Source organism: Streptomyces abyssalis (assembly GCF_001751365.1).
GTDB classification, from domain to species: Bacteria; Actinomycetota; Actinomycetes; order Streptomycetales; family Streptomycetaceae; genus Streptomyces; species Streptomyces abyssalis.
In genome coordinates, this window is the sequence record NZ_LJGT01000036.1 from 181236 (window position 1) to 202997 (window position 21762).

The following is a 21762-nucleotide window of genomic DNA, read 5'->3' on the forward strand; positions in this document are numbered from 1 at the left end:
GTCAGTCGTTCTCCTCGGTGCGGGCGGCTTCCGTGCGTGCTGCTTCCGTGTGGGCGGCGGATGCGCCGGAGACGGCCGGTTCGGCGCCGCCCAGCAGCAGATACAGCACCGCCATCCGGATGCTCACGCCGTTGGTGACCTGCTCGACCGCTGTGCAGCGGGGCGAGTCCGCGACCTCGGCGGTGATCTCCATGCCCCGGTTCATCGGGCCGGGGTGCATCACGACGGAGTGCTCCGGCATCCGCGCCATGCGCTGCCCGTCCAGCCCGTAGCGGCGTGCGTACTCGCGCTCGGTCGGGAAGAAGGCCGCGTTCATGCGCTCGCGCTGCACCCGCAGCATCATCACGGCGTCGGACTTGGCGATGACGGAGTCGAGGTCGTAGCTGACCTCGCACGGCCAGCCGCCCACTCCGACGGGCACCAGCGTGGGCGGCGCCACGAGCGTCACCTCGGCCCCGAGCGTGCTGAGCAGGTGGACGTTGGAGCGGGCGACACGGCTGTGCAGCACGTCGCCGACGATCGTGATCCGCCGGCCGGCCAGGTCGCCCTCGCCGCCCGCGAGCCGCCGCCGCATGGTGAAGGCGTCCAGGAGCGCCTGCGTGGGGTGTTCGTGGGTGCCGTCCCCCGCGTTGACGACGGAGCCGCCGATCCAGCCGGAAGTGGCCAGGCGGTGCGGCGCCCCGGAGCCGTGGTGACGGATGACGACTGCGTCGGCGCCCATGGCCTCCAGGGTGAGCGCGGTGTCCTTCAGCGATTCGCCCTTGGAGACCGAGGAGCCCTTGGCGGAGAAGTTGATGACGTCCGCGGAGAGGCGCTTGGCGGCGGCCTCGAACGAGATCCGGGTCCGCGTCGAGTCCTCGAAGAAGAGATTGACGACGGTGCGGCCGCGCAGAGTCGGCAGCTTCTTGATCGGCCGGTCCGCGACCCGCGCCATCTCCTCGGCGGTGTCGAGGACGAGCACGGCGTCGTCGCGTGAGAGATCGGCGGCCGAGATGAGGTGACGCTTCATCTGTTGCCTTCCGTGGGTCGGTTGTCCGTGGGCGGGGCAGGACGGGGCGGGGCGGCTGTCGGGTGCGGGCAGGAGGCGGCGGCGGACGCAGCCGGGCGGGGCGTCGCCCGGTGCGGCACGAGGGCCGGCTCGGTCAGGGGCGGATGCGGTGAGGGGTGCGGTTCGTCGTGGTGCGTCCTCGGTGCTCCGGTACGGCCGTGAGGTGCACCGGAGCCCGGATTCCCCCGGACGGACTAACGCTCCACGTGTGCTTCGGGCTGCTGTCCGGTGCCGTGCTGCCGGTCGGCGCCCGCGGGGGCGGACCCGAGGAGCACCCCGTCGCGGCCGTCCTCCTCCGTGAGCTGGACCCTGACCGCCTCGCGCAGGGACGTCGGCAGGTTCTTCCCGACGTAGTCGGCACGGATCGGGAGCTCGCGGTGTCCCCGGTCGACCAGCACGGCGAGCTGGACCGCGCGGGGGCGGCCGATGTCACCGAGGGCGTCCAGGGCGGCACGGATGGTGCGGCCGGAGAAGAGCACATCGTCGACGAGGACCACCAGCCGCCCGTCGACCCCGTCGGCCGGGATGTCCGTACGGGCCAGCGCGCGGGCAGGGCCGAGCCGCAGGTCGTCGCGGTACATGGTGATGTCGAGCGACCCGTGCGGGACCGGCCTGCCGGTGACGTCCGCGAGCTTGGCCGCCAGGCGCCGCGCCAGGAAGACGCCGCGGGTGGGAATTCCGAGAAGCACCACGTCGTCGGCGCCCTTGGCGCGTTCGACGATCTCGTGGGCGATGCGGGTGAGGACGCGGGCGATGTCCTGCGCCTCGAGTACGGGGCGGCCGGTGGCCGCTCCCCTGCTGCCGTCGTCGGCAGACCTGCCGGTGTCCATGCGAAGAGGACCTCCTTCCCCGCCTCACGGGACGGGCCTTAAAGGACGCCTGAACTGTCAGCGCAACGGTACCAGGGGGCCAAAGGCCGCCTGCACCGGGGCCGGAATCGTTCGGAGAAGCGTTCGGACGCAGACCGGAGCTTTCAATTCCGCTCTACCTCGCAAAGCTGATCGGCGTTCGGCTTGACGGCAGACATTACGCTGCGTAACCTCACAGTGAGTTACCACTTTCTCGTCCGCGGGGAGCGATATGTCCAGCGAATACGCCAAGCAGCTCGGAGCAAAGCTCCGTGCCATCCGCACCCAGCAGGGGCTCTCCCTCCACGGGGTCGAGGAGAAGTCCCAAGGCCGCTGGAAGGCGGTCGTGGTCGGTTCCTACGAGCGCGGGGACCGTGCCGTCACCGTCCAGCGCCTCGCCGAGCTGGCCGACTTCTACGGTGTCCCGGTGCAGGAGCTCCTGCCGGGCACCACTCCGGGAGGAGCCGCGGAGCCGCCGCCCAAGCTCGTGCTCGACCTGGAGCGTCTGGCCCATGTGCCTGCGGAGAAGGCAGGCCCGCTCCAGCGGTATGCGGCCACCATCCAGTCCCAGCGCGGCGACTACAACGGCAAGGTCCTCTCGATCCGTCAGGACGACCTGCGCACGCTCGCCGTCATCTACGACCAGTCCCCCTCGGTGCTGACGGAGCAGCTCATCAGCTGGGGCGTCCTCGATGCGGACGCGCGCCGCGCGGTCGCCCACGAAGACGCCTGACAGCCTGAGGGCCGGCCGGGCCTGAACATGCCGCTGCCGGTGGTGCGCCCTGGACGGGCGCGCCACCGGCAGCGGTTTTTCTGTGATCGCCTCCGGTCCACGGCACTCGATTTTGTGAGCGGATCGCCACGCAAAGTGATCGTGGCCCCCGGCCCCCGTGCTCCCCTCACACGAATGGCGGAACGACCCCCGACCGATTCGCAAGGATGCGGGACAGCCGGAACCGGGCGACTCCACCATGCGGCTGCGCGAGGAGATCGAGACCCTCTACCGCGGCCCCCGTCAGCGGCGAAGTGTCGGCTTGAGGTCCTTCAGCCGGCCGAGGAGGCCGTTGATGAAGGGCGGTGACTCGTCCGTGGAGAACTCCCGCGCGATGTCCAGGGCTTCGTCTATGACGACCGCTTCGGGGACGTCCTCCGACCAGATCAGCTCGTAGGCCGCCAGTCGCAGGATGCACCGGTCCACGACCGGCATCCGGTCCAGCGTCCAGCCCACGGAGTAGGTGGAGATCAGCTCGTCGATGCGCTCGGCGTTCTGCGCGTAGCCCTCGATGAGCTGCATCGTGTATTCGCTGACGGGCGGCTGCCGTTCGTCGGTCCCGGCGTGACGGATCCAGTCCTGCATGACGTCCGTCGGTGTACTGTCCCGCTGGTCCGCCTCGAAGATGATCTGGAAGGCCCGCTTTCGGGCCTTGTTACGGGCGGCCACGGTTAACCGTTCACCCGGCCGAGGTACTCGCCGGAACGCGTGTCGACCTTGATCTTCTCGCCGGTGGTGATGAACAGCGGGACGCCGACCTCGTAACCCGTCTCCAGGCGGGCGGGCTTGGAGCCGCCGGTGGAGCGGTCGCCCTGGACACCGGGCTCGGTGTGCTCGATGACCAGCTCGACGGCGGCGGGCAGCTCGACGAAGAGCGCCTCGCCCTGGTACATGGCGACCGTCGCCTCGAAGCCCTCCATCAGGTAGTTGGCGGTGTCGCCGACGATCTCCGGGGTCACATGGAGCTGGTCGTAGGTCTCCATGTCCATGAAGACGAAGTACTCGCCGTCCTTGTACGAGAACTGCATCCCGCGTCGGTCCACGGTGGCCGTATCGACCTTGGTGCCCGCGTTGAACGTCTTGTCGACGGTCTTGCCGGACATGACGTTCTTCAGTTTCGTACGGACAAAGGCGGGCCCCTTGCCGGGCTTGACGTGCTGGAACTCGACGACGGACCAGAGCTGGCCGCCTTCGAGCTTGAGCACCATGCCGTTCTTGAGGTCGTTCGTGGATGCCACGGTTGCGGAATCTCCTGAGACTGCTGCTGCGGAGACCAGAGGGCCGCCACGGCTCCCGTCACCCGTCAGGGGCTAGAGAGCGAGCAGCTCTTTGGTCGTGATGGTGAGTAGCTCGGGTCCGCCGTCCGCCGCGGGGCGGACGACGAGAGTGTCATCGATCCGGACACCGCCCTGGCCCGGCAGATGGACCCCGGGCTCGATGGTGACCGGCACACAAGCGTCCAGTTTACCCATGGCCCCAGGTGACAGCCGAGGGTCCTCACCGATTTCCAGTCCCACCCCGTGACCCGTCGAGGAGCCGAGTGCCTCGGCATGCCCGGCGCCCTTCAGCACCTGGCGCGTGGCACGGTCGACGTCGCTGCAGGCCATGCCGGGTGTCAGGGCCTCACGTCCGGCCCTCTGGGCAGCGAAGACGAGGTCGTACAGCTCCACCTGCCAGTCCTCGGGAGCGGTCCCGATCACGAATGTACGGCCGATCTGGCAGCGGTAGCCGTGGTATTGGGCTCCCAGGCGCACGGAGAGGAAGTCGCCCTCCTCCACCCGCCGGTCGGTGGGACGGTGGCGGGCCAGGCCGGCGTTGCGTCCGGTCGCCACGCACGTGGGGAATGCGGAGCCTTCCGCGCCGTGGTCGATCAGTCTGCGCTCCAGCTCCAGGGCCAGGTGCCGTTCGGTGCGTCCGACGAGGATCGACTCCAGCAGCTCGCCCAGCGCCTGATCGGTGATCTCGGCTGCGATGCGCAGCGCGGAGATCTCCTCCTCGTCCTTGATGACGCGCTGGGCCTCAACCGGGCTCGGAAGACCCGTGAGGCGGAGTGAGGCGGCGACCGAGGCCATGGCGCGGTACCGGGCCACCGTCAGATGGTGCTCCTCGACGGCGAGCAGCCGGACACCGGCCGTCGCGGCCAGGTCGGCTGCGGCCACGGCGGTGTCGCCCTCGGAGTTGGAGAGGCGGTCGGTGCGCAGCTCGTCGTCGGGACGCCCGCCGGTGTGGTGGTCCGGACTGTCGGCGGAGGCCGGGCCGAGCAGCGTGTCGGTGCCGTCGGGGCCGATCAGCAGCGCGGCACCGTGCGACGGACGGCCGGTCAGATAGCGGATGTTGGCGGGCCGCGTGACCAGCACCGCATCGGGCGGACCGTCCTTCACCGCAGTCGCGGCGCAGCGCTCACGGAGCAGGGCGCGGCGAGCCACATGGACTTCGGACATGTTTCCGACCTTACGGAGAGCCCGGCGGGGCGGCAGTCCGTGCGGGGCCGTGCGGGCGACGGAGCACGGGGGCCGTGCCGCACGTACGGGCACCGCGGGGGCGGCACCCGCGAGGTGGGCGAGCGGGCCGGCGGAGTCTCACCAGCGCGGGGGGCTGGCCAGGCTGCGGGCCACGACGTCGTCGAGCATCCGGGCCGTGGTGGCCACGTCCTGACGGGAGTTGTCGATGATGGGCAGGCCCGAGCCGTACCAGCCGGCCATGCGGCCGTGGATCTGGGCGACCTCTTCGTCGCTGAGGCGCCGGTTGCCGCTGCGGGCCGCGTTGCGCTCCAGCACGATCTCCAGCCCGGGCAGCAGGACGACGGGGATCATCCCCGGGCCGACGTGACGCTTCCAGCCGCCGAGGCCGACCACGGGACGGTCGGGGAAGACGGCGTCGTCGAGGATGCAGGAGATGCCGTTGGCCAGGAAGTTGCGGGCGGCGAAGCCGCAGGTGCGGCGTGCCAGCCGGTACTGCGCCTCGGAGTGGTCGTTCCAGCCGCTCTGCGGGTCGGCGAAGCCCGAGCGCACCCATTCACGTACGTCGTCGAGGCTGATGTGGGACGTGGGCACGGCCCGGCGGTCGGCCCAGTAGCGGGCGACGGTGGTCTTGCCCGCGCCGGCGGGGCCGATCAGCAGTACGGCCACGGCGGCCCGGGTGGCGTCGAGCTGCGCCGGGTCGGCGTCCGGGGTCGGGATCTCGACGGGGGCGCCGCGCGAGAGCTGCAGATGGCCGGTGGATTCGGTGGGGTGCACTTCCGGCTCGCCCGGGTAGCCCTGACCGGGCTGCTGCGCGGGCGCCGGGGGCACCGGCGGCGGCGCACCGGGAGCGGGTGCCGGCGGTACGGGCGGGGGCGGTGCGGGGGCCGGCGGCCGGTCGGGCACGGGCGGACGTCCCTGGGGCTGCGCGGGCGGCCGGGCCGGCGGCTGCGCGGGCGGCGGGACGTGAGGCTGCGGCGGATGCTGGGAGTGGACGCCGGGCCAGGCGGCAGGCTGCGGCGGCTGTGCGGGCTGCCCTGGCTGCTGCGCGACGTGCGAGGGTGCGGGAGGCGGCGGTGCCTGCCCGCTGTGCGGTGCTTGCCCGTTCTGCGGTGCCTGCCCGTTGTGCGGAGGGTGCGTGCCCTGCTGGTTTCCCGGTACGGATTCCGGAGGAGGGACGGGCTGTTGCGCCCCGTACTGCTGCATCCGCTCCCCAACTCCGCTCGCGTCTGCCGACGCTGCCGCCGCAGCGCCACGTTCGTGTGACAGTACCGGAAGGTGCTGCCCTGGTTGTTCCTGTTGAACGGCGGAGAGCAGCGGCGAGTGCCCGGCGGCCGGAATCACCGCGGACGTTCGCCGCTCTCGTCCCCCGCTCCGCCTATGCGGCGATCTCCGCGTGCGCCGCGAGCAGCATCGCGGGATCGGGCCCCTCCAGTACGGACGGCTTGGCCAGTCCGTCCAGGACGATGAAGCGCAGCAGGTCCCCGCGGGACTTCTTGTCCACGCGCATCGTCTCCAGCAGCTTCGGCCACTGGTCGCCCCGGTAGGTGACGGGCAGACCCACCGACTCCAGTACGGCGCGGTGCCGTTCGGCGGTGGCCTCGTCCAGCCGCCCCGCGATGCGGCCCAGTTCGGCCGCGAAGACCATGCCGACGGAGACGGCGGCGCCGTGCCGCCATTCGTAGCGCTCGTTCTTCTCGATGGCGTGCGCCAGCGTGTGCCCGTAGTTGAGGATCTCGCGGAGTCCGGACTCCTTCAGGTCGGCCGAGACCACCTCCGCCTTGACCCTGATGGAGCGTTCGATCAGTTCGGCGGTGTGCGGGCCGTCGGGGCGGCGCGCGGCCTCCGGGTCGGCCTCGATCAGATCCAGGATGACCGGGTCCGCGATGAAGCCGGCCTTGATGATCTCGGCGAGCCCGCCGACGTAGTCGTGCACGCCGAGAGAGTCCAGCGCGGCGAGGTCGCACAGCACGCCGGCCGGCGGGTGGAAGGCACCGACGAGGTTCTTGCCCTCGGCGGTGTTGATACCGGTCTTGCCGCCGACCGCGGCGTCCACCATGCCCAGGACGGTGGTCGGCACCGCGATCCAGCGCACTCCGCGCAGCCAGGTCGCGGCCACGAAGCCCGCGACGTCCGTGGTGGCTCCGCCGCCCACGCCGACGATGACGTCGCTGCGTGTGAAGCCGGTCTGCCCCAGGGCCTTCCAGCAGTACGCGGCGACCTCGGCGGTCTTGGACTCCTCGGCGTTCGGCAGCTGCACGGCGATGGCCTCGTAGCCCTGTGCGGCCAGGTCCTCGCGGAGCACCCCGCCGGTCTCGGCGAGGGCCTCCGGATGCAGGACCGCGACGCGCTTGGCCGCGGTGCCGATCAAGTCCGGGAGTTCGCCGAGGAGTTGGCTCCCGATGAGCACGTCGTAGGGCGGGTTGCCCGCTCCGCCGACGGTGACGCGGATCTGGGGGGACTCGCTGGTCATTGCTGCTTCAGCTCCAGGACGTCGAGGATCTCGCCGACGACCTCGTCGGGCGTGCGGTTCTCGGTGCTGACGACGGCCGTGGCCACCTCGGTGTAGAGAGGCCGGCGTGCGTCCATCAGCTCCCGCCACTGCTTGCGCGGGTTCATCATCAGCAGCGGCCGCGGTGCGTCGAGCCCGACCCGTTTGACGGCCTCGGCGACGTCCATGTCGAGGAAGACGACGGGCGCCCCCTCCAGCAGCTGCCTGGTCTCCGGCGCGAGGACGGCACCGCCGCCCAGCGCCAGCACCCCGGTGTGCTCCGCCAGCGCCGTACGTACGGCCTCGCGCTCCAGGGCACGGAAGTGCGGCTCGCCCTCGTCGAGGAAGATCTCGGAGATCGGCCTGCCCGCGGCCTGGACGATGTCCTCGTCGGTGTCGCGGCAGGCGGTGCCGAGCCGCTGCGCCAGGAGTTCGCCGACGGTCGTCTTTCCGACGCCCATCGGGCCGACGAGGATGACGGCGGGCCCGGTCATTTGATCTCCAGGCTGCCGAGGAAGCCGGCCACGTTGCGGCGGGTCTCGGCGACGCTGTCGCCGCCGAACTTCTCCGCCACCGCGTCGGCCAGCACCAGCGCGACCATCGCCTCCGCCACGATTCCGGCGGCCGGCACGGCGCACACGTCGGAGCGCTGGTGGTGCGCGCGGGTCTCCTCGCCGGTCTGCACGTCGACGGTCGCCAGCGCCCGCGGCACCGTCGCGATGGGCTTCATCGCTGCCCGTACGCGCAGGAGTTCACCGGTGGACAGACCGCCCTCCGTACCGCCGGAGCGGCCGGAGCTGCGCCGGATCCCCTCGTCCGTCGGGACGATCTCGTCGTGCGCGCGGGAGCCCGGCACCCGCGCCAGCCCGAAGCCGTCGCCCAGCTCGACACCCTTGATCGCCTGGATGCCCATGAGCGCCCCCGCGAGCCGGGAATCCAGCCGCCGGTCCCAGTGGACGTGCGAGCCCAGCCCGACCGGCACCCCGTGCGCGGCCACCTCGACCACACCGCCGAGGGTGTCGCCGTCCTGGTGGGCCTGGTCGATCTCCGCGACCATCGCCTTGCTCGCGTCGGCGTCCAGGCAGCGCACGGGGTCGGCGTCGAGCCGCTCCACGTCGGCGGGCTGCGGGACCAGGCCGTAGGGGGCCTTGGCGGCTCCGAGTTCGACGACGTGGGAGACGATCTCGATCCCGGCCGTCTCCTTCAGGTACGAGGCGGCGACGGTGCCGAGGGCCACGCGCGCCGCCGTCTCCCGCGCCGAGGCCCGCTCGAGAACGGGACGCGCCTCGTCGAAGCCGTACTTCTGCATGCCGGCGAGGTCGGCGTGACCGGGGCGCGGCCGCGTCAGCGGCGCGTTCCGTGCGAGGCCGGCCAGCTCCTCCGGGTCGACCGGGTCGGCGGCCATCACCTGCTCCCACTTGGGCCACTCCGTGTTGCCCACCATGATCGCGACGGGCGAGCCGAGAGTGAGCCCGTGCCGCACGCCGCCGATGAAGGTGATCTCGTCCCGCTCGAACTTCATCCGGGCCCCGCGGCCGTAACCGAGCCGCCGCCGCGCCAGGGCCTCGGCCACCATGTCAGTGGTGACCGGGACACCGGAAGGCAGCCCCTCCAGCGTCGCCACCAGTGCGGGGCCGTGCGACTCCCCCGCGGTCAGCCAGCGCAACCTGCTCAACGGTGCTCCTCGATCTCTTACCCGGTCGCCAGTGCGGTCCTTGCTCCGGTCCTTGCCGGTCTGCCCCGATCTTCCCACGTGCCCGCGCCGGAGCCCGCCGCCGTCCGGTTGCCGGACGCCATGTGGCGCCCGGGCCGCAGCCGCGGGACTGTGCGGGGGGCCTGACCGGAGGCCTCCGGTCAGGCCGTACGTGCGTGCAGCGCCGCCTCGCCCGCGGCGCGCATCGCGGCGAGCGGGGCCGGCGCACGCCCGGTCATCAGCTCGACCTGCGGCACGGCCTGGTGCACGAGCAGGTCCAGCCCCGAGATGACGGTGCCGCCCCGCTCCGCCCATGCCGCCGCGAGCCGGGTGGGCCAGGGGTCGTAGAGGACGTCGAAGAGCGTGCCGGGCCTGGCGGGTACGTGGCCCGCGAGCGCGTCCGCCGCACCGGCCGGCGTGGTGGCGATCACGAGCGGCGCGGTGAGCGCGTCCGCCGCGTCCGCCCATGCGGCGGTCCGGACCCGGACCCCGAGGCGCTCCCCCCAGCCGCGCATCTCGCCGGCCCGTTCCTCACTGCGTACGTACGCGGTGACGTCCCCGTCGCAGATCTGCGCGAGCGCGGCCAGCGCCGAGGACGCCGTGGCGCCGGCACCGAGGACGGCGGCGTGCTCGGCTCGCACGGTCCCGCGCTCGCGCAGAGCCGTCACCATGCCGGGGATGTCGGTGTTGTGACCGAGACGCCTTCCGCCTTTGAGGACAACGGTGTTGACCGCCTCGACGGACTGCGCGGTGGCGCTGACCTCGTCCAGCAGCGGGATCACCGCACGCTTGAGCGGCATCGTCAGGGAGAGGCCCGCCCACTGCTCGTCGGTGCCGTCGAGGAACGGGCCGATGCCGTCCTCGTCCACCTCGTACCGCTCGTACGTCCAGTCCTCCAGGCCCAGTTGCCCGTACGCCGCGCGGTGCAGCACCGGTGAGAGGGAGTGGGCGACGGGCGAGCCGAGAACGGCGGCCCTCCGTACGGCCGGGGACGCGGCTGGTTCCGGCCGTACGGGGTGGTGCGGGTGCATCAGCCGCCGTTCCCCTTCTTCTTGCGCTGTTCCTTGTTGAAGTCCTGGACGTTGCGGTCGTGTTCGGCCTTGCTGGCGGTGAAGCGCGTGTCACCCGGCTTGACGGTGACGAAGTAGATCCAGTTGCCCTTCGTCGGGTTCAGCGCCGCCTCGATCGCCTGGTGCCCGGGGTTGTCGATGGGGCCCGGCGGCAGACCACGGTTGAGATAGGTGTTGTAGGGCGACTTGAACCTGGTGTCCTCGACGGAAGTCTCCAGCGACGAGCGGCCCTTGGCGTAATTGATGGTCGAGTCGAACTGGAGCAGTATGTCCTTGTCCAGCCGGTTGTAGATGACCCGGGAGACCCTGCCGAACTCCTCGTCCTGCTGGGCCTCCGCCTGGATGAGCGAGGCGATGGTGAGTATCTCCTCGGGCGACTTGCCCACCTTCTTCGCCTCGCCCGCCAGATCGACCTTGGTGTGCTCGGCCTTGGCACGCGCGATCATGTCGCGGAGGACGTCCAGAGGGTCGCTCTCCTCGCCGACGCTGTAGCGCGAGGGGAAGAGGAATCCCTCCGGATTGCCCTTGGCGAAGCGCGGCAGGCCCAGGTCGGAGGCGCGGGCGTTCTTGGCGGCCTTCTCCGTGGTGCCCTTCGGTTTGCCGAGCTTGTCGTCGACCAGTTCGTAGACCGCCTTCGCCCGCCGCCCCTCCGAGATGATCAGCCCGTTCTGGCTGGCCGGGTCGAGCATCAGCTTCACGGCCGCGGCACCGGACATCTGCTTGCGGAGGCTGTACGTGCCGGGCTGGATGCCGCTCGACTTCTTCTCCGCCTGTGCCGCCTCGACGAACGCACCTGCGCTCTTGACCACTCCGGCCTGCTGCAGCTCGTTGCCCATGTCCGCGATGGAGGCGCCGTCGGGGATCTTCACCTGGGCCTGTCCCGAACCCTTGCCCGAGTAGTCGGGGGCCGGCGCGAAGTACGTCTTGTAGAAGTCGTATCCGAAGTAGCCCGCGGTGCCGAGGCCTCCCGCGAGAACCAGGGAGACGGCGAGGCAGGCGCAGCCGCCACGGCGCTTCTTGGGCTCGCCCCCGCGGCGGCCGGACCGCTTCGAACGCCCGTCGCCGTCCTCGTGGTCGAAGTCGCCGTCCCCGTCGTCGCGGTCCGCGAAGAAGGCGTGCTCGCCCTGGTCGGGCCCGGGGTCCCAGCCGGTCTCGGGGTCGGCGTCGGGCCTTCCGCCGGGGCCGCCCGGCCCGCCCGGACCGCCGGGGTGCGGCGCGAGATAGCCGTCCGCGCCCGGCTGCCCGTACGGCCCCGGATAGCCCTGGCCGTGCGGCTGCTGCTGCGGATGGCCCTGCTGTGCGGCGTAGTAGCCGGGCTGGGCGCCGGTGTCGTACGGATCGTTGACGACGGGCATGCCGTGCGGGTTGGTGGCACCTGCGCCGTGCCCGGCGTCATAGGGGCTGCCTGCTCCGCCGCCGTCGTAGCCGCCCTGCCCGTAGTACTGCTGCTGTGGCTGCTGTCCGTAGTAGCCCTGCTGGTGCGGCACCTGGTGCTGACCGGTGCTGTACGGGTCGGCGTACTGGCCGGCGTGGGGATCGCCGTCGCCCGGGTACGAGGTGTCTCTCCCACCGTCCCACGTGTCCCCGAAGAGAGGGTCGTCGGGATGCCAAGGTGGGAGGCTCTGCCCCCGGCCATACTCAGTCATCGGTCCCCTAGATCCGCCGGACGGCAGCCGTCTGCCGAACGCAATAGGCAGGACACCCGCGGCACGGCGAGATTGCCGGCCCCCTCCAGCGGTTGCGCTTGCCGCGGGAACGTTACCGTATCGCGATCAGACAACCACTTCGACGCATTCCCCGGGTGGGCTGCCTGACATCCGTTCAGTCTCCAGGGCGTTCTGAAGAATCACCACCGCCGCAGCCTGATCGATGCGGGAGCGGCCCTTCTTCGAGTTCACGCCGGACGCACGCATGTCCTGTGCAGCCGTGACTGTACTCATACGCTCGTCCACGAGCCGAACCGGGACCGGTGTGATCTTCCTCGCCAGTTCCTCCGCGAACGCACGGACCTTGGCCGCGGCCGGCCCCTCGCTGCCCTTGAGGGAGCGGGGCAGGCCGGTCACGACTTCGATCGGTTCGTACTCGGTGACGAGCGCCGCCAACCGCCGCTGCGCCGCGGGCAGATCGCGCCCCGGCACCGTCTCGACGGGTGTCGCCAGCAGGCCGTCGGGGTCGCTGCTCGCGACGCCGATGCGGGCGTCGCCGACGTCGATGGCGAGGCGGCGGCCACGACGCATCAGGCGCTGCCGCTCTCTGTCACCATCCGCTCGACCGTGGCGATGGCTTCGTCCACGGCGTCCGGGTTCTGGCCGCCGCCCTGGGCGACGTCGGGCTTGCCACCGCCCCCGCCGCCGAGGGCCTTCGCGGCGCCTCGCACCAGGTCACCGGCCTTGAGGCCACGGTCGCGTGCGGCGTCGTTCGTGGCGATGACGGTCAGCGGCCTGCCCCCGGTGACGGCGAACAGAGCGACGACGGCTGGACGGGAGCCCGGAATGCGCTGGCGCACGTCGAGCACGAGGGTGCGCAGGTCCTCCGCCGCGGTGCCGTCCGGCACTCGCGCGGCGGCGACGGCGACACCACGTACGTCCGTGGCGCCCTCGGCGATGCCGGCCGCGGCCTGCAGCACCTTCTCGGCGCGGAAGCGCTCGATCTCCTTCTCGGCGTCCTTCAGCCGGGTCACCATCGAGGAGATCCTCTCGGGCAGCTCCTCGGGACGGCCCTTGAGAAGGTCCGTGAGCTGGGAGACGACGGTGTGCTCGCGGGCGAGGAACTTGTACGCGTCGACTCCGACGAGAGCCTCCACGCGCCGCACGCCGGAGCCGATCGAGGACTCGCCGAGCAGCTTGACGAGACCGAGCTGGGCGGTGTTGTGGACGTGGGTGCCGCCGCACAGCTCCTTGGAGAAGTCGCCGATGGTCACCACGCGGACCCGTTCGCCGTACTTCTCGCCGAACTCGGCGAGCGCACCCTGCTTCTTCGCGTCGTCGATGCCCATGTACTCGGCGGACACGTCGAGTTCGCGGGACAACACCTCGTTGATCCGCTGCTCGACGTCCGTGAGGACGGTGCCCGGCACGGCCGACGGCGAGCCGAAGTCGAAGCGGAAGCGGCCGGGCGAGTTCTCCGAACCGGCCTGGGCCGCGGTCGGACCCAGAGCGTCCCGAAGTGCCTGGTGGGTGAGGTGCGTTGCGCTGTGGGCCCGGGCGATGGAGCGGCGGCGGTCCACGTCGATCTGGGCGTGCGCGGGGGCGCCGACGGTCACCTCGCCGACCTGGACCACGCCCTTGTGCACCGAGACGCCCGTGACGGGCTGCTGCACGTCCCGGACCTCGACCACGGCGCCGTTCTCCATGCGGATGCGTCCGGTGTCGGCGAGCTGGCCGCCGCCCTCGGCGTAGAAGGGCGTGCGGTCGAGGACGACTTCGACCTCGTCGCCCTCGTGGGCGGCGGGCGAGGAGACGCCGTCGACGAGCAGGCCGACGACGGAGGCCTCGTCACCTGTGTGCTTGTAGCCGGTGAAGTCGGTGGCACCGCTGCCGTCCGCGATCTCGCGGTACGCGGACAGGTCGGCGTGGCCCTGCTTCTTGGACCTCGCGTCGGCCTTGGCGCGGTCGCGCTGCTCCTGCATCAGCCGCCGGAAGCCCGCCTCGTCGACGGAGAGGCCCTGTTCGGCGGCCATCTCCAGCGTGAGGTCGATGGGGAAGCCCCAGGTGTCGTGCAGCAGGAAGGCCTTCTCGCCGGCCAGGACGGTGCTGCCGGAGGCCTGGGTCTCGCTGACGGCAGTGTCCAGGATGTTGGTGCCCGAGCGCAGCGTCTTGAGGAAGGCGGCCTCTTCGGCGAGTGCGACGGTCTCGATGCGCTTGCGGTCGGTCTCCAGCTCCGGGTACTGCGGCGCCATGGCCTTGATGACGGTGTCCGTCAGCTCGGCGGCCGTCGGGCCGCTCGCGCCGAGGATGCGCATGTTGCGGATGGCGCGGCGCATGATGCGGCGCAGCACGTAGCCGCGGCCCTCGTTGCCGGGCGTGACGCCGTCGCCGATGAGCATGATGGCCGTACGCATGTGGTCGGCGACCACGCGCAGGCTGACGTCGGAGTGCTCGGCATCGCCGTAGCGCACACCGGTCAGTTCGGTGGCCTTGTCCAGGACCATGCGCGAGGTGTCGATCTCGTACATGTTGTGCACGCCCTGGAGGATCATCGCCAGACGCTCGAAGCCGAGGCCCGTGTCGATGTTCTGGCTGGGCAGGTCACCGATGATCGGGTAGTCCTTGCCCTCGCCCGGGCCGCGCTCGTACTGCATGAACACCAGGTTCCACAGCTCGACGTAGCGCTCGTCGTTGACGGCGGGGCCGCCCTCGGGGCCGAACTCCGGGCCGCGGTCATAGCTGATCTCCGAGCAGGGACCGCAGGGGCCGGGGACTCCCATGTCCCAGTAGTTCTCGTCCTTGCCCAGGCGCTGGATGCGCCCGGCGGGGACGCCGACCACGTCACGCCAGATGCGCTCCGCCTCGTCGTCCTCCTCGTAGACGGTGATCCACAGCCGCTCCGGGTCGAGCCCGTAACCACCCTTGTCCTGCGGTGTGGTCATCAGCTCCCAGGCGAGCTTCGCGGCGCCTTCCTTGAAGTAGTCGCCGAAGGAGAAGTTGCCGCACATCTGGAAGAACGTGCCGTGCCGGGTGGTCTTGCCGACCTCTTCGATGTCCGGTGTACGAACGCACTTCTGGACGCTGGTGGCGCGGTCGTAGGGCGCCTTGACCTCGCCCAGGAAGTAGGGCTTGAAGGGGACCATCCCTGCCGGGACGAGCAGCAGCGTCGGGTCGTCCGCGATCAGCGACGCCGACGGCACGACGGTGTGCCCCCGCTCCTCGAAGAAGCGCAGCCAGCGGCGGCGGATTTCAGCCGACTCCATCAGTGGTCCTCGTTTCGGTCGTACGGTCGGTCGGGGCCCTGCCGGTGGTGTGCGGGGCCCAGTTGGGGTCTGCGGGCCTGGGCGGGGAGCCCCGGGCCTGCCGCCTTGCCGGGCGGCGGGGCGTCGAGCCCCAGAGCGTCGTTCAACTCGCCCTCCCGCTGGGCCATTCCGGCCTTCACGTCCAGGGCGAAGTCCTTCAGGCGGTGACCCGTGTCGACCGCCTTGCCGGCGGCGCGGACGGCGAGTGCGTCGGGGGCGAGGGAGCGCAGTTTGCGCTGCACCTTGGCTGTGGCCCACACGCCGGCTGCGGCGCCGGTGGTGAACCAGAAGGCTCGGCGGAACATCTGCGGATCAGCCCTTTCCTCGCATGCGCCCGCGCCCGCCGCGCCGGGCACCGGGCACCGTGCGGCTCACGACGACGGGTGGTGGCGTCTGCTGTGCCGGCACGTCCCGCTTGCGCCTCAGCGCGCGCCGTACGCCGTAGCCGAAGGACGCGACCTTCACCAGCGGCCCGCCGAATGTGGTGGAGACGGTGGAGGAGAGCGCGGAGGCGTTGGAGGTCACCTCCTGCACGTCGGAGGCGATCGCGTCCACCCGGTCCAGCTGCGTCTGTGCGGAGCGCACGGTCGCGGACGCCTCTCCCAGGAGCGGCACGGCCTGTTCCGTCACGCCCGTCACCAGCTTGGTGGCCGCTTTGAGCGTCTGCGCGAGCCTCACCAGCACCACGGCGAGGAACGAGACAAGAATCGCCCAGAAGACGGCCACGAGGAGACCGGCCACCTCTCCACCGGACACGCTGCACCGCTTCCCTCGGGGTCCTACGGGGTCTGCCGCCGCTCCCTGGCTGCGCTCGCTCGCGGACCGCATCCGGCACCCGTCGAGGGCAGCGGCGGCTGTACCCCGAGCCTATCGCGCCGCACGGCCCGGTTCGTACCGCATAAACGACGGCATCGGGGCAGGAGGGAGGGCGTGCGCTCCGCCGGCTGAGCGCACGGGCGGCGGTCGCCGCGAGCACAGGACGGCGCCGGACGGCGTCCCGAAGAGACCTGCGCGACAGGCGTGTTGACAAGGCCGCGCGGCGAACGCACCGCAGACCGGGACCGGTTGAGACCCCGGGCACGCGGCAGCCCGCCGTGCCGGCGCCCGGCGGGAGGGCCGGGCGCACGCGGAGGCAGGCGGGCTGTGCCGTCGGGTTGCGGTCGGAGAGCGCTGGAACCGGGCGCGCCGGAGGCGGCGCGAGGGCGGGCTGCCGCGCGGGGCGGGTGTGCCGCCGGGCCGTAGGGCCTCTCTCGCGCCCGCGGACTCAGCGTGCGTAGTACTCGATGACCATCTGCTCGTCGCAAACCACAGGAATCTCCTTGCGGTTGGGCGTGCGGTCCAGACGGAAGGCGAGCGCCTCCAGGTTGACCTCCAGGTAGCGCGGGATCTCGCCGTCGGGCGCGTACCCGCCCTCGCGGGCGACCAGGAAGGGGTGCTTGGTGCGGCTGCGCTCGCGGACCTGCACGACGTCGTCCGGCTTGAGCCTGTAGGACGGCTTGTCGACCTTCCGGTCGTTCACCGCGATGTGGCCGTGCACGACCATCTGACGGGCCTGGTAGATGGTGCGGGCCAGACCCGAGCGGAGCACGAGCGCGTCGAGTCGGCGCTCCAGCTCGATGACGAGCGCGTCGCTCGTCTTGCCGTCCGTCTTGCGGGCGCGGTCGTAGGCACGGACCATCTGCCGCTCGCTGATGTCGTACTGGGCACGCAGCCGCTGCTTCTCCAGCAGCCGGACCTTGTAGTCACTGTTCTGCTTGCGGCCCCGGCCGTGCTCGCCCGGAGGGTACGGCCGGTGCTCGAAGTACTTCACGGCCTTCGGGGTCAGCGCGATGCCGAGGGCACGCGACTTCTTGACCTTGGGACGCGACTGGTTCACTGAACGGACCTCCATGTAAGTTAGGTGAGGCTTACCTTAGCGGAGGAGAACGTATGTTTCGACCTGGGATTCCCCGCACCGGCACCGATTCCGGCCGGGGACAGCCGCGTCCCGTGGACGACGCCCGGGCACCCACTGCCGCGGAGCGCGTACGGACCCTCGTGGAATCCAGCGTATCGGCCGTGCTCGACATTCCGTCGGCCCGGCCGCCGGAGCCGGCGGCGCTCGGCCACGGCAGCCCGGAGGCGCGCGCGGTCACGGAGGACGGTGACGTGGTCCTCCTGGTCCCCGCCTCCTCACCTGCCGCACAACTGGCGGGGCGCGCAAGCGGGGACGAGGTCACGGCGGTGATGGAAATCACCGATGTGGCACCGGTTGCGGTCCCGCACCGGGTACGGGGCCGGGCATGGGTCGCGGGCTGGCTCACGCCCGTCGCGCCCGGGGAACGCGGTGCCCTCGCGCGGCTGATCACGGCACGGCACCCGGCCGGTCCGCCGGCGGCCGATGTGGCGTGGCTGCTGCTGCGGCTGGAGGTCGGCGAGGCGTACGTGGACGATCTGTGGGGCGCGGAAGCCGTCGAGCCCGACGACTTCGCGGCGGCGGCCCCCGATCCCCTGGCGCCACACGAGGCCGACCTGCTGCAGCATCTGGCCGCCTCGCACGACGATCAGATGCGCACCCTGTGCGGGCTGCTCGGCGAGACCGGACCGGCGTGTGCCGCGGCGGGTGCGCAGGCGGTGCCCCTGTCCGTGGACCGGTACGGAATGCGGGTGCGCTTCTGCGGACTTGAGGGGCATCAGCCCGGCGCGTGCTTCGACGCCCGGTTCGAGTTCCCGGACCCGGTGAACGACGTGGCTCAGCTGCGGCAGGCCATGCGGCTGCTCTTCGAAGCCGCGGCGGGGTAGCGGAACCGGGAAGCGGAACCCCGCGGTACGGGACGGGGGAGGCCACGCCGGCAGGGCGGGAGCGGCCGGCCGGTCGGGTACGCCCGCCACGGCCCGCCCGCGGCAGCCACATGGCCCGGTAGGCGGTGCCGGAACGGCGCCCGACCCGTTTCCGGGGCCCCGCACGTATCCGGTGTCCCGCACGTATCCGGGGCACCGGACGGACGCTGGGCGCCGCTCGTGGTCATTCCGCCGCGGGCCGGGGCGATCCCGGGCGCTCCGGTGACTCCTGAGGTGCCGGGCCCGTGCCGCGCAGCCGTTCGCGGACGCGTTCGGCCACCTCGGCGTAGCGTGCCTCGGCTCCGTACCTGGTCGGCTCGTAGTAGCGCTTGCCGTGGATCGCGTCCGGCGCGTACTGCTGTGCGGCGATGGCGCCCGGGAGGTCGTGCGGATACTGGTAGCCCTTGCCGTGCCCCAGTTTCGCCGAGCCCTGGTAATGACTGTCGCGCAGGTGCGCCGGTACGGGGCCGGCGAGCCCCTCGCGTACGTCGGCGAGGGCGGCGTCGACGGCCATGTAGGCGGCGTTCGACTTGGGCGCCAGCGCGAGGGCGACGACCGCGTGGCCGAGCGTGATACGGGCCTCCGGGAAGCCGATCATGGCGACCGCCTGCGCCGCCGCCACAGCCGTCTGCAGGGCGCTCGGATCGGCGAGGCCGATGTCCTCGCTGGCCGAGATCATCAGGCGGCGCGCGATGAAGCGGGGGTCCTCCCCTGCCTCGACCATGCGCGCCAGATAGTGCAGCGCCGCGTCCACGTCGGAACCCCGGATGGACTTGATCAGCGCACTCGCGACGTCGTAGTGCTGGTCGCCGTCGCGGTCGTAGCTGACAGCCGCCCGGTCGACCGCCTCCTCCAGGGTCCCCAGGGTGACCTCGGACTCGCCCTTGGCGAGCGCCGCGCCCGCACCGGCCTCCAGCGCCGTCAGCGCGCGCCGGGCGTCGCCGCCCGCGATGCGCAGCAGATGGGCCTCGGCCTCCGGGGGAAGCGTGACCGAGCCGGCGAGGCCACGGTCCTCGTCGACGGCACGGCGGACCAGGGAGCGCACGTCGTCCTCGGTGAGCGCTTCCAGCGTCAGCAGCAAGGACCGCGACAGCAGCGGCGAGATGACCGAGAAGTACGGGTTCTCGGTCGTCGCCGCGATCAGCGTGACCCAGCGGTTCTCCACGGCGGGCAGCAGGGAGTCCTGCTGGGCCTTGCTGAAGCGGTGGATCTCGTCGAGGAAGAGGACGGTGTCCTTGCTGTACGCACCCGAGGAACGGCGCGCGCTCTCGATGACGGCGCGCACCTCCTTCACGCCCGCGGTGATGGCCGACAGCTCCACGAAACGCTTGTCGGTGGCCTGGCTGACGACATACGCGAGCGTCGTCTTTCCGGTGCCCGGCGGGCCCCACAGCATCACCGAGGAAGGCCCGGCGGGGCCGCCGCCGCCCTCCCCCACGAGCCGCCGCAGCGGAGAGCCGGGGCGGAGCAGATGCTGCTGGCCCACCACGTCGTCCAGGGTGCGCGGGCGCATCCGTACGGCCAGGGGGCTGGCGGACGGATCACGCGCCTGGCGTTCCTCCGCGGCCGCGGTGAACAGGTCGGGTTCCACGCCAGGAACCCTAAATCAACGCTCTGACAACGGCGGCGGGCAGCCTGCGGGCGTCAGCCCGTCCAGAACTCCCACCAGCGCACGAGGATCAGCAGCCCGATGACGCCGATGTGCAGCACCGGCAGCACCCACGGGAACTCGTCGAGGAAGCCCCGCACCGGCGCGGGCGCGGGCAGATGGCCGTGGCGTACGTTGTGCGCCGTCACATACCAGAACATGACGATGGTGGCCGCCCACGCGAGGCAGCACCACAGGCACAGGGCGCCGATGTTGTACAGCGACTGGTACATCAGCCAGGTGCAGAACCCGACGCCGAAGAGCGTGCCCGCGTTGAACGTGAGCCAGTACCAGCGGGGGAAGCGCGCGCCCGTGAGCAGGCTCATCCCCACGCAGATGACGACCGCGTACGCCACGATGCCGATCATCGGGTTCGGCACCCCGAAGGCCTCGGCCTGCTCGCTCTTCATGATGTTGCCGCAGGAGATGACCGGGTTGAGGCTGCACGCGGGCGTGAAGTCCGGGTTCTCCGCAAGCTTGATCTTGTCCAGGGTGATCACCCAGGACGCCAGCAGACCCGAGGCCGCCGTGATCAGCAGCATCCAGGCGAAGGCACGTCCGGTGCCGACGACGCTCCCGGAGGGCTCGTCCGTGCCCGTGCGCGCGTCGTCCAGGGGTGCCGTCATGGTCATAAGCCCTTGATCCCGTCGTCGGTCCTCTGCCCCGTGTGCAGCTCAATTGTGCACCAAGGCACGCACTCTCAGCGGAGTTTCCCGGCCACCTCGGCCACGACACGGTCGAGTGGTACGGCGGTCTGCTCACCGCTGTGCAGATCCTTCAGCTGGGCGACTCCCTGGGCCAGATCCCGCTCCCCGGCCAGCAGCGCGAAGCGCGCACCGGAGCGGTCGGCTGACTTCATGGCGTTCTTCATGCCCTTGCCGCCGTAGGCGAAGTCCGCGGCGACACCGTCCCGGCGCAGCTCGGTGACCACCCGGAAGAGTGCACGGCGCGCCTCGTCGCCGATCGGGACCGCGAACACATCTGTGGCGGCGGGCAGTTCGAGCTCGATCCCCTCCGCACGCAGGGCCAGCACCGTACGGTCGACGCCCAGTGCCCACCCCACCGACGGCAGGGCCGGGCCGCCGATCATCTCCGACAGGCCGTCGTACCGGCCGCCGCCGCCCACCGCGGACTGCGAGCCGAGCCCGTCGTGCACGAACTCGAAGGTGGTGCGCGTGTAGTAGTCGAGACCGCGCACCAGCCGCGGATCGTCCTCGTAGGAGACGCCGGCCGATGTCAGGAGCTCACGCACCTGCTCGTGGTAAGACTTGCAGGCCTCGCACAGGTGGTCGCGCATCATCGGCACGTCCGTGAGCTGCCTCTGAACGCTCTCCCTCTTGTCGTCCAGCACCCGCAGCGGATTGATCTCGACGCGGCGGCGAGTGTCCTCGTCCAGGTCGAGCCGGCGCAGGAACTCCTGGAGCGCCGCGCGGTACACGGGGCGGCACTCCTTGTCCCCGAGGGAGTTGAGCAGGATGCGGAAGTCGCGCAGCCCGAGTGAGCGGTACGCATCGTGCGCGAGGATCACCAACTCGGCGTCCAGGGAAGGGTCTTCGGCACCGATCGCCTCGGCACCGACCTGGGAGAAGTGCCGGTAGCGGCCCTTCTGGGGCCGCTCGTAGCGGTAGTACGAGCCCGAATACCACAGCTTGACCGGGAGGTTGCCGCTCTTGTGCAGGCTGGCCTCCAGGGCGGCGCGCAGCACGGAGGCGGTGCCTTCGGGGCGCAGGGCCAGTTCGTCGCCGCCCTTGGTGGTGAGGGTGTACATCTCCTTGGTGACGATGTCGGTGGACTCTCCGACACCGCGGGCGAACAGCTCGACTTGCTCGAAGCCGGGCGTCTCGGTGTATCCGTAGCCGGCGCGGCGCAACGGCGCGGAGAGCGCCTCACGCACCGCGAGGTAGTCGGCGGACCGGGGCGGAATCAGGTCGTAGGTGCCCTTGGGGGCCTTGAAGCTGGTCACGG

General features: G+C 71.3%; 21 protein-coding genes. 2 read left to right on the plus strand and 19 right to left on the minus strand.

Annotation, left to right across the window (positions count from 1 at the left end; all coding sequences use genetic code 11):
* Nucleotide 1 precedes the first annotated feature (1 nt).
* Together AN215_RS01545 and pyrR are read right to left on the minus strand one after the other, a co-directional pair.
* On the minus strand, nucleotides 2-1009 hold the full coding sequence (locus AN215_RS01545) for an aspartate carbamoyltransferase catalytic subunit (protein ID WP_070012637.1): 1008 nt from the start codon (nucleotides 1007-1009) through the stop codon (nucleotides 2-4).
* A gap of 233 nt (nucleotides 1010-1242) precedes the next feature.
* Nucleotides 1243-1878 (minus strand): bifunctional pyr operon transcriptional regulator/uracil phosphoribosyltransferase PyrR, encoded by a 636-nt coding sequence (pyrR, locus tag AN215_RS01550; RefSeq protein ID WP_070012636.1) that lies wholly within the window; start codon nucleotides 1876-1878, stop codon nucleotides 1243-1245.
* A gap of 250 nt (nucleotides 1879-2128) precedes the next feature.
* Here pyrR and bldD point away from each other — a divergent pair, with 250 nt between their 5' ends.
* Complete coding sequence (gene bldD, locus AN215_RS01555; protein ID WP_028431622.1) at nucleotides 2129-2629, plus strand: transcriptional regulator BldD; 501 nt, start codon at nucleotides 2129-2131, stop codon at nucleotides 2627-2629.
* Between the two features lie 282 nt (nucleotides 2630-2911).
* Here the strand turns inward: bldD and nusB are convergent, their stop codons facing one another.
* The 14 genes from nusB to rpsD all read right to left on the minus strand — a co-directional run bounded on the left by nusB (nucleotide 2912) and on the right by rpsD (nucleotide 17205).
* Complete coding sequence (nusB, locus tag AN215_RS01560) at nucleotides 2912-3337, minus strand: transcription antitermination factor NusB (protein WP_070012635.1); 426 nt, start codon at nucleotides 3335-3337, stop codon at nucleotides 2912-2914.
* 2 nt (nucleotides 3338-3339) lie between these two features.
* Nucleotides 3340-3906: an elongation factor P gene (gene efp, locus AN215_RS01565; RefSeq protein ID WP_070012634.1), complete on the minus strand. Its 567-nt coding sequence runs from the start codon at nucleotides 3904-3906 to the stop codon at nucleotides 3340-3342.
* A gap of 72 nt (nucleotides 3907-3978) precedes the next feature.
* Nucleotides 3979-5109 (minus strand): aminopeptidase P family protein, encoded by a 1131-nt coding sequence (locus tag AN215_RS01570; RefSeq protein WP_070012633.1) that lies wholly within the window; start codon nucleotides 5107-5109, stop codon nucleotides 3979-3981.
* Between the two features lie 138 nt (nucleotides 5110-5247).
* Entirely contained in the window at nucleotides 5248-6033 is a 786-nt protein-coding gene (locus tag AN215_RS01575; RefSeq protein ID WP_079122593.1) for an AAA family ATPase, read from the minus strand.
* A gap of 472 nt (nucleotides 6034-6505) precedes the next feature.
* Complete coding sequence (aroB, locus tag AN215_RS01580; protein ID WP_070012632.1) at nucleotides 6506-7600, minus strand: 3-dehydroquinate synthase; 1095 nt, start codon at nucleotides 7598-7600, stop codon at nucleotides 6506-6508.
* Nucleotides 7597-8112 carry a shikimate kinase gene (locus tag AN215_RS01585; RefSeq protein WP_070012631.1) on the minus strand — a complete coding sequence of 172 codons (516 nt, stop codon included), beginning with the start codon at nucleotides 8110-8112 and terminating at the stop codon, nucleotides 7597-7599. Before AN215_RS01585 ends, aroB begins: the two co-directional genes overlap by 4 nt.
* The gene (gene aroC / locus AN215_RS01590) at nucleotides 8109-9293 is read right to left on the minus strand and encodes a chorismate synthase (RefSeq protein WP_070012630.1); all 1185 of its coding nucleotides are present in this window, start codon (nucleotides 9291-9293) and stop codon (nucleotides 8109-8111) included. Before aroC ends, AN215_RS01585 begins: the two co-directional genes overlap by 4 nt.
* A 179-nt stretch (nucleotides 9294-9472) precedes the next feature.
* Complete coding sequence (locus tag AN215_RS01595) at nucleotides 9473-10342, minus strand: shikimate dehydrogenase (protein WP_070012629.1); 870 nt, start codon at nucleotides 10340-10342, stop codon at nucleotides 9473-9475.
* Nucleotides 10342-12027 carry an endolytic transglycosylase MltG gene (gene mltG / locus AN215_RS01600; protein ID WP_070012628.1) on the minus strand — a complete coding sequence of 562 codons (1686 nt, stop codon included), beginning with the start codon at nucleotides 12025-12027 and terminating at the stop codon, nucleotides 10342-10344. Before mltG ends, AN215_RS01595 begins: the two co-directional genes overlap by 1 nt.
* Before the next feature lie 126 nt (nucleotides 12028-12153).
* Nucleotides 12154-12618, minus strand: a complete 465-nt coding sequence (gene ruvX / locus AN215_RS01605) for a Holliday junction resolvase RuvX (protein WP_070012627.1) — start codon at nucleotides 12616-12618, stop codon at nucleotides 12154-12156.
* Entirely contained in the window at nucleotides 12618-15290 is a 2673-nt protein-coding gene (gene alaS, locus AN215_RS01610) for an alanine--tRNA ligase (RefSeq protein ID WP_070012626.1), read from the minus strand. Before alaS ends, ruvX begins: the two co-directional genes overlap by 1 nt.
* A complete protein-coding gene (locus AN215_RS01615; RefSeq protein WP_070012625.1) occupies nucleotides 15290-15634 on the minus strand; it encodes a DUF6167 family protein in 345 nt (114 codons plus the stop codon). The genes alaS and AN215_RS01615 overlap by 1 nt, the downstream gene beginning before the upstream one ends.
* 7 nt (nucleotides 15635-15641) lie before the next feature.
* Nucleotides 15642-16085: a DUF948 domain-containing protein gene (locus tag AN215_RS01620; protein ID WP_070012624.1), complete on the minus strand. Its 444-nt coding sequence runs from the start codon at nucleotides 16083-16085 to the stop codon at nucleotides 15642-15644.
* A gap of 508 nt (nucleotides 16086-16593) precedes the next feature.
* Nucleotides 16594-17205, minus strand: coding sequence for a 30S ribosomal protein S4 (gene rpsD / locus AN215_RS01625; RefSeq protein ID WP_431306301.1), 612 nt, complete (start codon nucleotides 17203-17205; stop codon nucleotides 16594-16596).
* Nucleotides 17206-17258: 53 nt separating this feature from the next.
* On the opposite strand from rpsD, the gene AN215_RS01630 reads away from it, so the two are divergent.
* Nucleotides 17259-18110: a DUF2470 domain-containing protein gene (locus tag AN215_RS01630; protein WP_079122596.1), complete on the plus strand. Its 852-nt coding sequence runs from the start codon at nucleotides 17259-17261 to the stop codon at nucleotides 18108-18110.
* Nucleotides 18111-18333: 223 nt separating this feature from the next.
* On the opposite strand, the gene AN215_RS01635 is transcribed toward AN215_RS01630, so the two are convergent.
* From AN215_RS01635 to hisS, 3 genes are all read right to left on the minus strand, one after another.
* On the minus strand, nucleotides 18334-19740 hold the full coding sequence (locus AN215_RS01635) for a replication-associated recombination protein A (protein ID WP_070012621.1): 1407 nt from the start codon (nucleotides 19738-19740) through the stop codon (nucleotides 18334-18336).
* A 53-nt stretch (nucleotides 19741-19793) separates the two neighbouring features.
* A complete protein-coding gene (locus tag AN215_RS01640) occupies nucleotides 19794-20423 on the minus strand; it encodes a vitamin K epoxide reductase family protein (protein ID WP_245694145.1) in 630 nt (209 codons plus the stop codon).
* Between the two features lie 74 nt (nucleotides 20424-20497).
* A complete protein-coding gene (hisS, locus tag AN215_RS01645; RefSeq protein WP_070012619.1) occupies nucleotides 20498-21760 on the minus strand; it encodes a histidine--tRNA ligase in 1263 nt (420 codons plus the stop codon).
* Nucleotides 21761-21762: the final 2 nt, after the last annotated feature.

Excerpts from the sequence above, each read along its gene's own strand:
- AN215_RS01545 (WP_070012637.1), bottom strand. The coding sequence starts at position 1,009 with ATGAAGCGTCACCTCATCTCGGCCGCCGATCTCTCACGCGACGACGCC.
- pyrR (WP_070012636.1), bottom strand. The coding sequence starts at position 1,878 with ATGGACACCGGCAGGTCTGCCGACGACGGCAGCAGGGGAGCGGCCACC.
- bldD (WP_028431622.1), top strand. The coding sequence starts at position 2,129 with ATGTCCAGCGAATACGCCAAGCAGCTCGGAGCAAAGCTCCGTGCCATC.
- AN215_RS01570 (WP_070012633.1), bottom strand. The coding sequence starts at position 5,109 with ATGTCCGAAGTCCATGTGGCTCGCCGCGCCCTGCTCCGTGAGCGCTGC.
- aroB (WP_070012632.1), bottom strand. The coding sequence starts at position 7,600 with ATGACCAGCGAGTCCCCCCAGATCCGCGTCACCGTCGGCGGAGCGGGC.
- AN215_RS01585 (WP_070012631.1), bottom strand. The coding sequence starts at position 8,112 with ATGACCGGGCCCGCCGTCATCCTCGTCGGCCCGATGGGCGTCGGAAAG.
- AN215_RS01595 (WP_070012629.1), bottom strand. The coding sequence starts at position 10,342 with ATGCACCCGCACCACCCCGTACGGCCGGAACCAGCCGCGTCCCCGGCC.
- mltG (WP_070012628.1), bottom strand. The coding sequence starts at position 12,027 with ATGACTGAGTATGGCCGGGGGCAGAGCCTCCCACCTTGGCATCCCGAC.
- ruvX (WP_070012627.1), bottom strand. The coding sequence starts at position 12,618 with ATGCGTCGTGGCCGCCGCCTCGCCATCGACGTCGGCGACGCCCGCATC.
- alaS (WP_070012626.1), bottom strand. The coding sequence starts at position 15,290 with ATGGAGTCGGCTGAAATCCGCCGCCGCTGGCTGCGCTTCTTCGAGGAG.
- AN215_RS01615 (WP_070012625.1), bottom strand. The coding sequence starts at position 15,634 with ATGTTCCGCCGAGCCTTCTGGTTCACCACCGGCGCCGCAGCCGGCGTG.
- AN215_RS01630 (WP_079122596.1), top strand. The coding sequence starts at position 17,259 with ATGTTTCGACCTGGGATTCCCCGCACCGGCACCGATTCCGGCCGGGGA.
- AN215_RS01640 (WP_245694145.1), bottom strand. The coding sequence starts at position 20,423 with ATGACGGCACCCCTGGACGACGCGCGCACGGGCACGGACGAGCCCTCC.